Annotated in this window: 13 protein-coding genes; 6 read left to right on the top strand and 7 right to left on the bottom strand. The window is 37.7% G+C overall.

Annotated elements, in window-relative coordinates; all coding sequences use genetic code 11:
- Complete coding sequence (locus tag ABXG98_RS08230; RefSeq protein ID WP_353538184.1) at nucleotides 1-501, top strand: hypothetical protein; 501 nt, start codon at nucleotides 1-3, stop codon at nucleotides 499-501.
- 64 nt (nucleotides 502-565) lie between these two features.
- On the opposite strand, the gene cadR is transcribed toward ABXG98_RS08230, so the two are convergent.
- Nucleotides 566-955 carry a Cd(II)/Pb(II)-responsive transcriptional regulator gene (gene cadR, locus ABXG98_RS08225; RefSeq protein WP_036985255.1) on the bottom strand — a complete coding sequence of 130 codons (390 nt, stop codon included), beginning with the start codon at nucleotides 953-955 and terminating at the stop codon, nucleotides 566-568.
- Between the two features lie 77 nt (nucleotides 956-1,032).
- Here cadR and ABXG98_RS08220 point away from each other — a divergent pair, with 77 nt between their 5' ends.
- Together ABXG98_RS08220 and ABXG98_RS08215 are read left to right on the top strand one after the other, a co-directional pair.
- Entirely contained in the window at nucleotides 1,033-1,764 is a 732-nt protein-coding gene (locus ABXG98_RS08220) for a transglutaminase-like domain-containing protein (RefSeq protein ID WP_353538183.1), read from the top strand.
- Complete coding sequence (locus ABXG98_RS08215) at nucleotides 1,751-2,638, top strand: cation diffusion facilitator family transporter (protein ID WP_008114333.1); 888 nt, start codon at nucleotides 1,751-1,753, stop codon at nucleotides 2,636-2,638. Before ABXG98_RS08220 ends, ABXG98_RS08215 begins: the two co-directional genes overlap by 14 nt.
- Nucleotides 2,639-2,710: 72 nt before the next feature.
- Here the strand turns inward: ABXG98_RS08215 and ABXG98_RS08210 are convergent, their stop codons facing one another.
- From ABXG98_RS08210 to ABXG98_RS08185, 6 genes are all read right to left on the bottom strand, one after another.
- Nucleotides 2,711-5,839: an efflux RND transporter permease subunit gene (locus ABXG98_RS08210; RefSeq protein WP_353538182.1), complete on the bottom strand. Its 3,129-nt coding sequence runs from the start codon at nucleotides 5,837-5,839 to the stop codon at nucleotides 2,711-2,713.
- Nucleotides 5,840-5,849: 10 nt separating this feature from the next.
- Complete coding sequence (locus ABXG98_RS08205; protein WP_008114330.1) at nucleotides 5,850-6,746, bottom strand: efflux RND transporter periplasmic adaptor subunit; 897 nt, start codon at nucleotides 6,744-6,746, stop codon at nucleotides 5,850-5,852.
- 70 nt (nucleotides 6,747-6,816) lie between these two features.
- Nucleotides 6,817-8,109 (bottom strand): TolC family protein, encoded by a 1,293-nt coding sequence (locus tag ABXG98_RS08200; protein ID WP_353538181.1) that lies wholly within the window; start codon nucleotides 8,107-8,109, stop codon nucleotides 6,817-6,819.
- Nucleotides 8,110-8,180: 71 nt separating this feature from the next.
- Nucleotides 8,181-8,477, bottom strand: a complete 297-nt coding sequence (locus ABXG98_RS08195) for a hypothetical protein (protein WP_233131303.1) — start codon at nucleotides 8,475-8,477, stop codon at nucleotides 8,181-8,183.
- A gap of 81 nt (nucleotides 8,478-8,558) precedes the next feature.
- Nucleotides 8,559-9,203, bottom strand: a complete 645-nt coding sequence (locus ABXG98_RS08190; RefSeq protein WP_353538180.1) for a class I SAM-dependent methyltransferase — start codon at nucleotides 9,201-9,203, stop codon at nucleotides 8,559-8,561.
- A 100-nt stretch (nucleotides 9,204-9,303) separates the two neighbouring features.
- A complete protein-coding gene (locus tag ABXG98_RS08185; protein WP_353538279.1) occupies nucleotides 9,304-10,203 on the bottom strand; it encodes a cation efflux transmembrane domain-containing protein in 900 nt (299 codons plus the stop codon).
- Nucleotides 10,204-10,369: 166 nt separating this feature from the next.
- Between ABXG98_RS08185 and ABXG98_RS08180 the strand changes: the two genes are divergently transcribed.
- The 3 genes from ABXG98_RS08180 (at nucleotide 10,370) to ABXG98_RS08170 (ending at nucleotide 13,341) form a co-directional block, all read left to right on the top strand.
- The gene (locus ABXG98_RS08180; protein ID WP_303451138.1) at nucleotides 10,370-10,720 is read left to right on the top strand and encodes a hypothetical protein; all 351 of its coding nucleotides are present in this window, start codon (nucleotides 10,370-10,372) and stop codon (nucleotides 10,718-10,720) included.
- 83 nt (nucleotides 10,721-10,803) lie between these two features.
- The gene (locus tag ABXG98_RS08175) at nucleotides 10,804-12,021 is read left to right on the top strand and encodes a TolC family protein (protein WP_303451140.1); all 1,218 of its coding nucleotides are present in this window, start codon (nucleotides 10,804-10,806) and stop codon (nucleotides 12,019-12,021) included.
- 63 nt (nucleotides 12,022-12,084) lie between these two features.
- Nucleotides 12,085-13,341 carry an efflux RND transporter periplasmic adaptor subunit gene (locus ABXG98_RS08170; protein WP_353538179.1) on the top strand — a complete coding sequence of 419 codons (1,257 nt, stop codon included), beginning with the start codon at nucleotides 12,085-12,087 and terminating at the stop codon, nucleotides 13,339-13,341.
- Nucleotides 13,342-13,351: the final 10 nt, after the last annotated feature.

The following is a 13,351-nucleotide window of genomic DNA, read 5'->3' as shown; positions in this document are numbered from 1 at the left end:
ATGAAAAATTTTGAAGATAAAGTTGTTAAAGTGATCTCTAAACTAACTTGTGATGGTTGTGGCGAACAAGCAACTCAAGATGACTACGAATTTCATGAGTTTATAAGTATTGATCATAAATGTGGCTATGGAAGTATTCACGGTGATGGCAATCAAATCAGTATTGATCTTTGCCAGAAGTGCTTTGCTGACATGTGTGGTGATAGTTTGACTGTTATTGAGCCTAATGATGAAAAGCATGATAGTTGTTCACGAATTGATGTAAAAGATATTTTGTCAGCAAATAAAATAAGTAATCAGGAAGAGTTAACGTCTGCGTTAAAGCGGCTTGATCAACTGTGGGATGCTCAACACCTTTCAGAATCTGGAGGTGAGTTTCATCAACTAGTTGACTTGATTACTGCTTTTGAAGGGAAAAGCTGGGATTCATATTTTGGAACAGTTTATGCCGCATCAGATGATTTTATGTCGGAGCGTGCAATTACTGTTGGTAAATCTTAACAAAGTGGTATTAACAGTAGTAGGTGTTAACGATTTATATTCTGCCTGCATAACCCTAAAAGGATTAACTATCTAAAGATTTTATGATCCCACATGCTTCAATAGTATTATTTGAACCACAAGCACTTGCCATCTGTTGTAACTCTGCTTTAAGCGCTCTTAATTCTTTCATGCGCTTATTCACTAATGCGAGTTGCTGATCAATTAATGCATTAACGCTAGAGCAGCTTTCTTCTGGCTTATTTTTTAATTCGATAAGACGTTTAATATCATTGAGTGATATATCTAGGCTGCGACAATGTTTTACGAATTCCAATTGTTTTAGTGCTTTACTATCATACAGCCTAAAATTACCTTCTGAACGGTTTGGATTTAACAGCAATCCTTCTCTTTCATAATATCTAATTGTCTGTATTGAACAACCTGATTTTTTTGAGAACTCGCCTATTTTCATAAAATTCCCTAACAAACTTGACTCTATAGTTACTATAGGATTTATAGTAATAATATACAAGTTAACCGGAGTATAAAATGGCTGAGAAATATTTAAATAATACGAATGTTGTTAATTTTGAACACAAGAATATCCAATCTCTTATTAATAAACGAGGGTGGAAAAATTTGGATGATTTCAACAAAATTGGTGCCGCTTATCAGTTTGTAAAAGATGAGATTCTCTTCGGCTATAATGAAAGCGATGATATTGCAGCAAGCGATGTGCTAGCAGATGGTTATGGGCAATGTAATACTAAGGGTAATCTATTAATGGCACTCTTGCGTGGATTAGGTATCCGGTGTCGTTTCCATGGTTTTACCATTGATCAGCAATTACAAAAAGGTGCCATTCCCAGCTATATATTTTGGCTAGCACCTAAATATATTATCCATAGTTGGGTAGAAGTTTATTTTGATGGGCACTGGATTAATTTAGAGGGCTTTATATTAGATAGGCAATACTTAACCTCACTACAGCAGAAGTTTAACCAAGAAAAAGATGATTTTTGTGGTTATGGTGTTGCGACAAAGTGCTTTTCATCACCAGATACAGATTGGCGTGGAGAGGATACCTATATTCAAAAAGAAGGTATCCATGACGACTTTGGACTTTATAATTCCCCTGATGAATTTTACCTAGAAAAAGGCACAAATTTATCAGGAGTAAAACGTTGGTTGTATCAACGCGTGATCCGTCATTTGATTAATATGAATGTATCAAAAATTAGAAATACAAAAGCACTGGAGGTACAAAATGCACAACCATAGTCACAGTCACCATCATGAAAAAAACGACCGCATTGGTTGGGCGTTTTTTCTTAATGTGATATTTACTATTATTGAATTTATTGGCGGTTGGCTAACCAACAGTACCGCGATAATGGCTGATGCAGTTCACGATCTTGGTGATAGTCTTTCAATAGGTTTTGCGTGGATTTTAAGTCGTTTTTCAGATAAAGAAGCATCAGACAAATTCAGTTATGGTTATCGCCGACTTACACTTTTTGGTGCATTGGTAAATAGTATCGTTTTGATTATTGGTTCTATTTGGGTTTTATTTGAAGCAATACCGAGGTTGTCCAATCCTGAAATGCCTGTAGTTGAGGGGATGCTGGGACTTGCCATACTCGGTGTTGTCGTTAACGGATATGCGGTATTTAAATTAAAAGCGGGTGAAACACTAAATGAAAAAGTGCTGACATGGCATCTACTTGAAGATGTACTTGGCTGGGTTGCTGTTCTTATTGTATCTGTCGTACTTTTTTTTGTTGAACTGCCAATTTTAGACCCTTTATTATCAATTGGCTTCACGCTATTTATCTTATTTAACGTTTTTAGAAACTTGAAATCAACGTTGGTACTTTTTCTTCAAGCGGCACCAGAAAAAGAGACCCAAGAACGTATTAAACAATCATTAATGGAATTTCCAGAAGTTAATGGTATCCATCACATGCACTTTTGGTCACTAGATGGTGAAAGTCACGTTTTAACAGCTCATCTTGAGCTGAGTGACAACTTTGAAGTTGAAAACTTAATTAGACTTAAACAAGAAGTTGCAACTAAATTAGCTTCCTATCATTTATCGCATACGACGATAGAGTTTGAGTTTTTAAATGAAAGTTGCCGAGACGATGCGAATTAAACTTTAAAAGTTGAAATAAAAAAGATTAAATATAAAAGCAGCTTAAACATAAATTAAGCTGCTTTTGGGGCATTAAATTTCGTCAGATTGCTGTTTACTAATCTCTGAGCCATGCGCCCACTGATATAAAACAGGTAATACAAACAAAGTTAAAATGGTAGAAGATACAATACCGCCGATAACAACTGTTGCTAGTGGTCGTTGTACTTCTGCTCCAATTCCAGTGTTTAGCGCCATTGGAATAAAACCTAAACTTGCAACTAGTGCCGTCATTAAAATAGGTCTTAAACGAATGATGGCACCTTCAATGATCGCTAAGTAAAGATCGCCTTTTTCATGCCAAAGGTCTCGAATAAAAGCCAACATAACCAAGCCATTTAATACGGCAACACCTGACAATGCAATGAAGCCGACACCTGCCGAAATAGATAAAGGCATGTCTCTTAAATAAAGAGAGAATACGCCCCCAGTTAATGCTAAAGGCACGCCACTGAAAATGATCAATGCATCTTTTAATGAACCAAATGCAATAACCAAAATACCTAAGATAACAACTAATGTGATCGGCACAACTAAGCTTAATCTTTTACTCGCTGACTCTAGTTGTTCAAACGTTCCGCCATAATCAAGCCAGTATCCTGCTGGGATTTCTCCTTCCTGATTAATTTTAGCTTTCACTTCTTTGACAAAACCGCCTAAATCTCTACCACGTACATTGACGGTAACCACAACTCTTCTTTTTCCGTTCTCACGGCTAATTTGAGCAGGTAAATACTCTGATTTAAGCTCTGCAAATTCTTCAAGTGGCACATAGTTACCATTCTCAAGTGGAAGCGGCAGATACTTCAAGCCATCGATATCCGTTCTTATTTGCTCTGGTAAACGAACAACTAACTCAAACCGTCTGTCACCTTCATAAATGATCCCCGCAGATTCACCGCCTATTGCTGTGGCAACCCAGTCTTGCAGTTCAGTAACACTCAAACCATACCTACCAAGCGCTTCGCGTTTAGGGATTACCGATAAAGATGGAACACCTGTGACTTGTTCCATTCGGGCATCTGCTGCACCATCGACGGTTTTCACAATATTTAGAATATCTTTTGCGGTCAGTAATAACCGATCCAAATCATCGCCAAATACTTTGATACCTACGTCTGCTCTAACACCTGAAATCAATTCATTGAAACGCATTTGAATAGGTTGAGTGAATTCATAGTTGTTGCCAGGAATGTTTTTCAATACCTCTTCCATTTCTTCAACTAATTCACTCTTCGGTTTTGAAGGTTCATTCCAATCTTTGCGTGGTTTTAATATAACAAAGATATCAGCAATACTCGGTGGCATTGGGTCAGTCGCAACTTCTGGAGTACCGATGCGCGAAAATACTTTATCAACCTCAGGAAATACTTTAATACGTTTTTCAAGTACTTCTTGCATTTCTACTGATTGCTCTAGGCCAGTCGAAGGAATTCTTAACGCCTGTAGTGCAATATCACCTTCATTTAATTGTGGAACAAATTCTGTCCCAAGCGTAGTTGCTAACCAAAGGCTATACCCCATTAACAGCGTTGCAAATGAAACAATAATCCAACGAAATTTCATTGCCATAATTAGCAATGGTTTATAGATAGACTTGGTTGAACGAATAACAACACTTTCTTTTTCGCTGATTTTACCTTTCATAAATATCGCAACAGCAGCAGGAACCAGTGTAACTGAAAGGATCATGGCTGATATTAACGCCATTACGACAGTTGCCGCCATAGGATGGAACATTTTCCCTTCAACACCAGTTAGGGTGAAAATGGGTATGTATACCACTGTGATAATGGCTACACCAAACAGGCTTGGACGTATGACTTCTGAAGTGGCTTCAAAAACAGTATTTAGTCGTTCCCTTAGGTCTTGCCTATGACCGTTGTGTTGCGCCTCAGCTAACCGACGAACAGAGTTTTCAACGATGATGACAGCCCCGTCCACTATCAAACCAAAGTCCAATGCACCAAGGCTCATTAAGTTAGCAGATACTCCTGCTTGTACCATACCTGTAATTGTCATTAACATTGATAGTGGTATTACGGCGGCTGTTATTAATGCGGCGCGTAAATTTCCAAGCAACAAGAAAAGTACAACGATAACTAATAGCGCACCTTCAACGAGGTTTTTGGTAACGGTTGCAATCGCTTTATCTACTAACGTTGTTCTATCATAAACAGGCTCTGCGATAATGCCTTTTGGAAGAGATTTTTGTATTTCACTGAGTTTCTGTTCTACATCTAAGGCAACGGTACGAGAATTCTCACCAATCAGCATCATGGTTGTACCAAGCACTGTCTCAATGCCATTACGAGTAGCAGCCCCTGTTCTAAGTTCTTTTCCTATAGCAACATTGGCAACATCACTTATTTTTACAGGAATACCATCGTTCTTTTTGATGATGACATTGAGGATTTCATCCATTGTCGCTAGTTGCCCAATGGAGCGTACTAACACTTGCTGTCCGTTTTGCTCAATATAGCCAGCGCCACGGTTATCATTGTTTTTACGCAATGCATCAGATATTTCTTCAAAGCTTACACGATGAAAAAGTAATTTTTCAGGTTTCGGCGTGATGTGATATTGCTTGTTGTAGCCGCCGATGCTGTTGACCTCAATGACGCCTTTAACCTGAGCCAATTGCGGTTTAATGATCCAGTCTTGAATTTCCCTCAGGGCAATAGCGGTATAAGGTTCTCCATTAGACATTTTAGCGTCAGGAGAAGCTTGCACTGTATACATAAATATTTCGCCAAGCCCTGTAGAAATAGGACCCATTTCTGGCTCTAAGCCAGAGGGAATAACGCCTTTTATCGCAGCTAGTCTGGCATTGATTAAGTTGCGTGCGAAATAAATATCTGTTCCCTCTTCAAAAATAACGGTTACTTGGGATAAACCATATCTTGACAGGGAACGGGTGTGAGACAGTTTTGGTAGTCCAGCTAACGCGGTTTCTACAGGAAAGGTTACCCTTTGCTCTGCTTCTAAAGGTGAATAACCGGGAGCAGAAGTATTTATTTGTACCTGTACGTTTGTTATATCTGGAACTGCATCAATGGGAAGTTTTTGATAACTCCACATACCAACGCCGATGATTACCATCAGCAAGCTTAATACTAAGTAGCGCCTATTTATTGCAAGACGCAAAATTGATTCAATCATATTGCGTCTCCTAATCGTCGTCTTCTACTTCAGATTTCAATATATCTGCTTTAATCAGATAACTGTTTTTGTTTACATATTCAGCGTCTTTACTGAGGCCATCAATGACCTCGATATAGTTTTTGTCTGAACGACCGAGGACAAGTGGTGCAAACTCATACTCTTCATCTTCTTTTACAAAGACACCAAATTGTCCTCCCAGTTCTTGTATGGCAACTTTCTCGACGGCTAAATCCACCTCAAATCGGTTTATCTTTACGCTACCCATTAATAATTGGCCTGAGGTTAGGTTTAGCTCAGTGTTATTTAAACGTACACGTGCTAAAACATATGACTGATCTATAGCTGGAATTATATTGGTGATGGTTGAGTTGAATGCTTGTTCACCATGCTCAATATCAACAGACTGACCGACTCTGATTTGATTATACTGGCTAGTAAAAACCTTAAATTCGGCCCACAACGTGTCAAAATTGACGATTTCAAACAAGCTGGTGTTTTGTGTGATACCGCCAATATTTCCATTTCTCTGTAAAACAGTCCCAGAAACAGGGGAAATTATCTTATAGGTATTTAAGCTTTCGTTAGATTCAATAACGGCTAATAGATCGCCTTTTTTTACCTTATCACCAACAGTGGAGTTTATTGTCTTTATAACGCCATTATATCTAGCGCCAACTTGAAATAATTGTTCAGCGCCTATCGTCGTAGCGCCGTATACAGGGATAGTTTGGTTCAACGTTTTTGAAGCTAAATAGGCTGTTTCAACACCAACTCTTTTTGCCATGTTATTGTTAATTTTGCTAATGCCTTCTTCGCCTTCATGTTCATCTTCACTAGCGAAAGCACTTTGAATGGGTGATAAATGCCCGATAAAAATCAATAGTGCGAGTAAATAGTTTTTCATTTTTAATTCCTAAACGATTCAGTTAATAACTGAATCAATAAATTGTTATTAATCTTAAAGTGATGTTTATTTAGAGTGACAGCGCTTCGTTTGTTAGTTTTTCTATCTCTGCGCCGTAAATCAGGGCAGCAGATGCCGCGTCAATAAGGGTTCGCCGAGCATTTAACAACTCTTGTCTAGCCGATACATAATCAAGGTAGCCATATCTACCTTTTTGATAGGCGTCTTGAGTATCTTCCAGTGCATCTTCAAGCATTGGAATAACTGACTGCTTTAATGAATTTGCCGTTAGTATGGCTTGTTTTCTATTGGAGTATGCTCGCAGTAAGTGATTTCTAAATCTTAACTTAGTCGCTTCTTTCTCTATAGCAACTTGATCACGCTCTGCTAAGGCACTAGCGATTGCGCCAGAATTTCGCTTTTCAGCAAACAAAGGTAAGCTAAAACCAGCGACCAGTGCCGTATCATTAGCTTCTTGAGAGCGCCTAACACCAACAGACCATTTGATATTGGCAGTTGACTCCGTTTTAGCTAACTGTATTTCGGCCTCTTTTAGTCGCTGTTCACTTGCATAGATTTGAATCGCTGGATTTTTTTCTAACTTCGCAAAAAGGCTGTTGAAGTCACTATCATTGCCAAACTGAAAAAGATCACCTTTTACTTCAGAGAAAGTTACAGAGTTTTCTCCCCAGAAAGCCGCTAAAGAAAGTTTTAAATATTCCAAGCGCTTTTGTTCCGATTGAACAGTTAAATTTGCCTGAGCAATAACTGCTTTTGAGCGTTTTACTTCAGCCTCAGGAGTTGCACCTGCGCGGTTACGCTGAGATACAATCTCTAACGTTTCTTGTGCTAACTTCAGAGCATTATCTGCCAATATAACTCTTTGTTGGGCTGCAAGTACTTCCACGTACTTTTCAGTGACTTGAGCCATCAAGTTTAGTGCTGCTACCTCTTTTTCAGCAGTGAGCAATGCTCTTGAGTTTGAAACAAGCCCAATTCGCGCTGAGCGTTTATCTCCCATTTCAATAACCGAAGATAGAGCGACAGTTAATTCTGCGCTTTCGAATGCAGAGAATTCACCTGAGCCTGCAAAGTTCTCGGCTTCAAGTTCTAGTTCATAAGCGGGATTTAAACTTGCTGTTTGTTCTCGTCCTATTAATGCGGTTTGTTTGAAATCAAATATTTTGAGTTCAGGATTTTGTTTAAGCGTTCGCTGTATTGCCTCTTGAAGATTTAACTGCTTTTCAAATGCATAAACATTAAATGTAAAAAGTGACAAAGCGAGAAACGCGATATATTTGAGCCGAGGTGTTACACACCTCAAAATTTCTATCTTGCGATGCACACAGGTATAAAGTGCCATATATACTTTCCTATAAATTTATATTGTTATTTAGGTCAATAATGTTGACCTTTTTAAATCTGATATAAAAATTAGGCGTATTTAGGGGGACGAAATGGCACCGACATATAGCCTTTTAGCTCAGGAGAAACTAAGGCGTAGGTAGGAAAATGATCTATTGCTTGTAAAATATTACAAGAAGAATCTGCATTTAAAAACAAGTGACAACAGCAACAAAAATTACAATTTTCAATTGAACTGTTGCTATTATTTACTTCAAATATATTGGAGGTTTCTGAAGCTTTTAGTGGGGTAGTTGACTCAGTTAGTGATGTGTTAAAAGAACTTTCTATCAAGTTTATTTCAAGCTCTTCTAGCGAAAAAAACACAGACTGCACCGCGATTAAAATCATTATAACGTATGATATATATGGTTTGAAATATGATGGGTGCATTAGGTTCATTGTTATCTAGTTCGCTTCAATCAGTCTGATAGTTCCCAAAGGCGTTGGGACTATGTTTAAATCTGAAACATGAGTAAACCCTGATTCAACCACCAAAGAGGGAATAACTCCATCTACATTATCTTTTGTAGTTTCGAAACCATCTAATACCTGAACGACAAAGAACAATATCCGTTGAAATATTGAAGTAGGCTTTCCCCAGTCTGCAATTATTAAAGTACCGTCCGGTTTCAGTATCCGACGAATTTCAGTTAATGTCGCGAGCTTAGCTGAACTGTTTAAGTGGTGAAAAAACAAACTTGAAACTACGATGTCAAAAGAGTTTTCATCAAAAGGCATTTTTTGTCCAAAGCCCTGTCTAAAAGAAATATTTAGATCTTTGCCTATAACTTTTTTCTGTGAAATATCTAGAGCGGTTTGGTCTGCATCTAAGCCTATTACGGTATGTTTAGGTGATTTTTCAGCTATTAATTTTGTTAGCGTTCCTGTTCCACAACCAACATCAAGTAGATTGTTTCCTTTGACGTTGGCAACTTTATCAACAATCAGCTTTTTAAAAAATGCTTCTCTCGTGGTGATAGCAACGAGGCTGTCATAAAAACTCGTTAACCAATGAAATCGTAGTGGTGGAATATAGGTATTGTTTTTCATAAGTTCATTTACCTTTAGCCGTTTGAGCCAGACTTAAACTAGCTATACAGGTGTCAATAATGGTTTTAAAATTTAAATAAATGGTCATGATTGATTTCAGCTAATACTTTAGCTGTAAGATGCGGCGAGCACCGTTTAAAACGACAAGGGCAATTATCAAACCAATCACTAAATCTGGATAACGGCTGCTTGTTACTGTAACTAATAAGCCAGCTAAGATTACGCCAATGTTTGCGATAACGTCATTTGCGGAAAAAATCCAACTCGCTTTCATATGAGCGCCGTCTTCTTTATTGCCAAATATTAAAAACAGACAAGCAATGTTAGCGATTAGTGCTATTCCACCAAATATCATCATTAAAGATGACATAGGCTCACTACCATAAATAAAGCGTCTTACGACTTCACTCAAAGCACCTAGCGCTAAAATAATCTGAAGCACACCAGAGATATGTGCCGCTCTAAGTTTCATGCTGATACTTTTACCTACCGCATAAATAGCCAAACCATATACGGCAGCGTCAGCAAACATATCTAATGAGTCTGCAATAAGGCCAGCAGACTGTGCAATAATCCCAGCAATTATTTCTACAAAAAACATGATCCCGTTAATAGCCAGCAACCATTTTAGCGTTGACGCTTCTTTCATCTCATTTTTTTGGGCTAGATTTTTTGCTTTTGCAGCTTCTGTGCTGCAACTTTTTTTTGTTGATTCTAATTGAGAACCTAAATTTAGTGATTGAAGTTTATTTGTGATCTCTTCTAAATTGTCATCATGGAAAACTTTAACCAATCGATTAGGGATATCAAATTGCAACCCAACGGAAGGCTTAATAGAGTCAAGCGCTAACCTAATCAATCTCTCTTCTGAAGGACAGTCCATTTGAGGCACTTTATATGTACTGACAAACGCACCACTATAGTTATCTAATTGTGTATCAATTTTTAAGTCTCCGTTGATAGGAGATGATTGACACTGACCACTACATTTTTCTGACATATTTAACATTCCGAAACAATATTAAAATAAGTATAAAATCTATAGTGGCTATAGAGTCAAATAAAAAAGTTATTTAATGTAAAAGCGTGGAAACTGACTGGAAAAGCTAGTTTAAGTAAATAGTTTCTGCTAGTATTTTAATTACTATATTTACTAGGTAATAACTTTGAACCTTAATGTTGTACTAAAAATGCTATTGGTTGTTTCGATTGTTTTACAATCGTTAACTGCTGTCGCATCTTCAACATCTGAGAATCACCAGATTGATATAGAACATCTTCAAACTCAACATGATCATGCCGATGACCGAAATGCCTTAAACGATAATACAGATGATGAGCAGCATAATGAAAAAGATTGTCATCACTGCGGTCATTGCAGTGGCAGTCACTTATCTTGGATTTTAGTCAGTAATTCAAATACCACGGGCAAACTAAACATTATCAATAAAACGCCATATCAAATTGATCAAACAAATACCTACCTTGAGGCGATACTTCGTCCACCCATTTCTTAATTAGATTGATTTTTAATGACCTATTTATCCTTTAATAAAGGATAAATAGTTCGTGTTTATTAATTTTAAAATTAAGAATTTTTATGTATATATATTTAAAAAATACAGGGTTAGTCCTGTCTTTATGCATGGCTGTGAGTTTTTCAGTTGTCAGTTATGGCAAACAGAAAAATATTTCATGGCTAGATAGTCAAATAAATAAAGATCCCGAAGTTGTTGCGGCTAAAGAGTTACTTAATGCAAGTAATCATAGAGCAAAAAGCTTAACTCAAGCCGTATATAACCCAGAGCTTGAAGCAAGCTATGAAAAAGAGGGGGATTTTGATAATTACTCTATTGGTATCAGTCAAACGATTGATTTTTGGGATAAGCAATCAGCAAATAAAAGCATTGGTGAAATTGATGTTTATGCAAACCAGCAACAGTTGTTATCTCTACTCGATTCTAAAAAGGCTAACGCTTTAACTGCAATAGTTAATTGGCAAGCAGCAAAAAAGGCGGCTCAGTTACTTTCAGAAAGAGAAAATCAATTACAAACGCTCGTTGGAATTGTTGAAGATAAGCGAAAAGCAGGACTTCTAGAGCCACTTGACGCTGAACTGGTCTATTTAAACTTGTCCCAAATTTTCAGTGAAATATCTGAGTCGCAAATTGCTTTGAAAAATGCAGAGGTAAAGGTTCAGGAGTTATTGCCTGATTGGACGTCTAATACTGCCAATTTGTTTTCATTTACTTTTGGAGCAACAAGCTATTCATTTAACTCTCAGTGGGTTGAAGATCATCCAAAAGTTAAACTCGCTAAAGCGCAATGGAAGGGACAACAAACTAAAGCTCAGCTAACCACTATGGAATCTAAAGCTAATCCAACCATTGGAATTAGCGCAGGGAGAAGTGGAGATGAAGACTTGGTTGGTTTGACTTTCTCAGTTCCTTTAAACATCAGAAATAACTATTCAGATACTGTTAAAGCCGCTTATTCAGAAGCAATTGCAGCAGAGGCTAACTTTCGGTCGGTTTATCGAAAGCAGTCTTTTGAAGCAAAAGCTAATTATGAATCGTTTAATGTAAGTAAAAAATACTATGAGCAATGGCGAAAACTCACACAAGGCAGATTAGATAGCAGCGCAAATTTATTAAATAAGCGCTGGGAAGCTGGTGACATCAATACTTCTGACTACCTACTTGCATTGAATCAACGTGCTGAAGGTCTTCACGCAGGAATACGTTTGGAAAATCAATTCAAGCTTGCAGAAATATCTTTCGTTTTAAGTATGGGTCAGTTATCAAAATTTGAGATTTGAACGTTTACTTTTTCAGTAGCGAAAAACGAAATCTTAAATTTATCAAAAATATAGGTTACAAAAATGAATACAATATTTAGTAAAAAATTATTAGCCGTAGTAATTAGCAGCCTGTTAGTTGGGCTTACTACAAATCATCATGCTTTTGCACAGTCGTCAGATGGTACTGGTTCTGTCGCAAAGGTTTCGAAGCAAGATGTAAAAGAACATAAAAATGATCATGACGATCACGAAAAGGGACATGAAGAAGAAAAAGATGGTCATGATGAGCACGGCCATGAAGGTGATAATAAAGAGGAAGAAGAGCATGAAGAAGGTATCACTATTGATCCAAAGAAGATGTCGCTTGCTAACATCAAAGTGGAAAGTGTTAAGCCTGAATATCAATTTAGCACCGTGTATGCACCTGGCGAAATAAAAGCTAATGGCTATAAAAGTTATGTGGTATCCCCACGTACAGAGTCAGTTATTATCAGTCGCCATGCAGCGCTTGGCGAACATGTAGATAAGGGACAAAAACTGGTCACTCTATTTAGTGAGTCCATGTCACAAGCGCAAGCGGACTATCTAATCGCTTCAACGGAATGGCAACGTATTAAAAAACTAGGTAATAAAACAGTAAGTGAAAGCCGCTTATTACAAGCTGAAACGACTTACAACGCTTCATACGGAAAACTCATTGCTTTAGGGTTAACTGAAAAAGCAATTAAAAGTATTTCTAATAAGGATATTAAGGCATTCGGGCAATATACGTTAACGGCACAGCGTGAAGGAGTAGTGCTTCAAGACGACTTTATCCAAGGGCAACGTGTTGATGCTGGGGATACCGTTATGTTGCTAGCTGATGAAAAACAATTATGGGTTGAAGCAAAAGTTTCTCCAAATAAAAAGCTTAATTTATCAATTGACTCTCCTGCGGTACTTAAATTAGAAGGCCAGAGTTACAATGCCAAAGTTATCCAAGAAGCCCATACAATTGACCCTATTACTCGTACTCGAATTATTAGATTAGGAGTAGAAAATTCGGATGATAACCTCCATTCAGGCATGTTTGTAAAAGTTTACTTTCAGTTCGCCACAAAGCAGAAAGTGATGGCTGTGCCAGAAGAGGCATTGATCCGTAGTGCCGATGGTGATTGGACCGTATTTGTCGAAGACCACCCTGGAGAATTTAAAGCTGTAGAAGTAGAACTAGGCCGAGCCTTAGGTGGTTTTAGAGAAATCATTGGCCTTGATAGTGGAACGCGAATTGTAACCAAAGGTGCATTTTTTGTTGCGTCTGAAATCACTAAAGGCGGATTCGATCCGCATAACCACTAAGGGGCAAAAC

The sequence above is a fragment of the Colwellia sp. KU-HH00111 genome, assembly GCF_040362745.1.
In the GTDB taxonomy this organism is placed as follows: Bacteria; Pseudomonadota; Gammaproteobacteria; order Enterobacterales; family Alteromonadaceae; genus Colwellia.
The sequence above is the reverse complement of the archived record's forward strand: the minus strand, read 5'-3'. Positions and strand labels throughout refer to the sequence as shown.

What these genes read in the sequence shown, in the direction of transcription:
- ABXG98_RS08230 (WP_353538184.1), top strand. Translation starts at nt 1, where the DNA reads ATGAAAAATTTTGAAGATAAAGTTGTTAAAGTGATCTCTAAACTAACT.
- cadR (WP_036985255.1), bottom strand. Translation starts at nt 955, where the DNA reads ATGAAAATAGGCGAGTTCTCAAAAAAATCAGGTTGTTCAATACAGACA.
- ABXG98_RS08220 (WP_353538183.1), top strand. Translation starts at nt 1,033, where the DNA reads ATGGCTGAGAAATATTTAAATAATACGAATGTTGTTAATTTTGAACAC.
- ABXG98_RS08215 (WP_008114333.1), top strand. Translation starts at nt 1,751, where the DNA reads ATGCACAACCATAGTCACAGTCACCATCATGAAAAAAACGACCGCATT.
- ABXG98_RS08210 (WP_353538182.1), bottom strand. Translation starts at nt 5,839, where the DNA reads ATGATTGAATCAATTTTGCGTCTTGCAATAAATAGGCGCTACTTAGTA.
- ABXG98_RS08205 (WP_008114330.1), bottom strand. Translation starts at nt 6,746, where the DNA reads ATGAAAAACTATTTACTCGCACTATTGATTTTTATCGGGCATTTATCA.
- ABXG98_RS08200 (WP_353538181.1), bottom strand. Translation starts at nt 8,109, where the DNA reads ATGGCACTTTATACCTGTGTGCATCGCAAGATAGAAATTTTGAGGTGT.
- ABXG98_RS08190 (WP_353538180.1), bottom strand. Translation starts at nt 9,203, where the DNA reads ATGAAAAACAATACCTATATTCCACCACTACGATTTCATTGGTTAACG.
- ABXG98_RS08185 (WP_353538279.1), bottom strand. Translation starts at nt 10,203, where the DNA reads ATGTCAGAAAAATGTAGTGGTCAGTGTCAATCATCTCCTATCAACGGA.
- ABXG98_RS08175 (WP_303451140.1), top strand. Translation starts at nt 10,804, where the DNA reads ATGTATATATATTTAAAAAATACAGGGTTAGTCCTGTCTTTATGCATG.
- ABXG98_RS08170 (WP_353538179.1), top strand. Translation starts at nt 12,085, where the DNA reads ATGAATACAATATTTAGTAAAAAATTATTAGCCGTAGTAATTAGCAGC.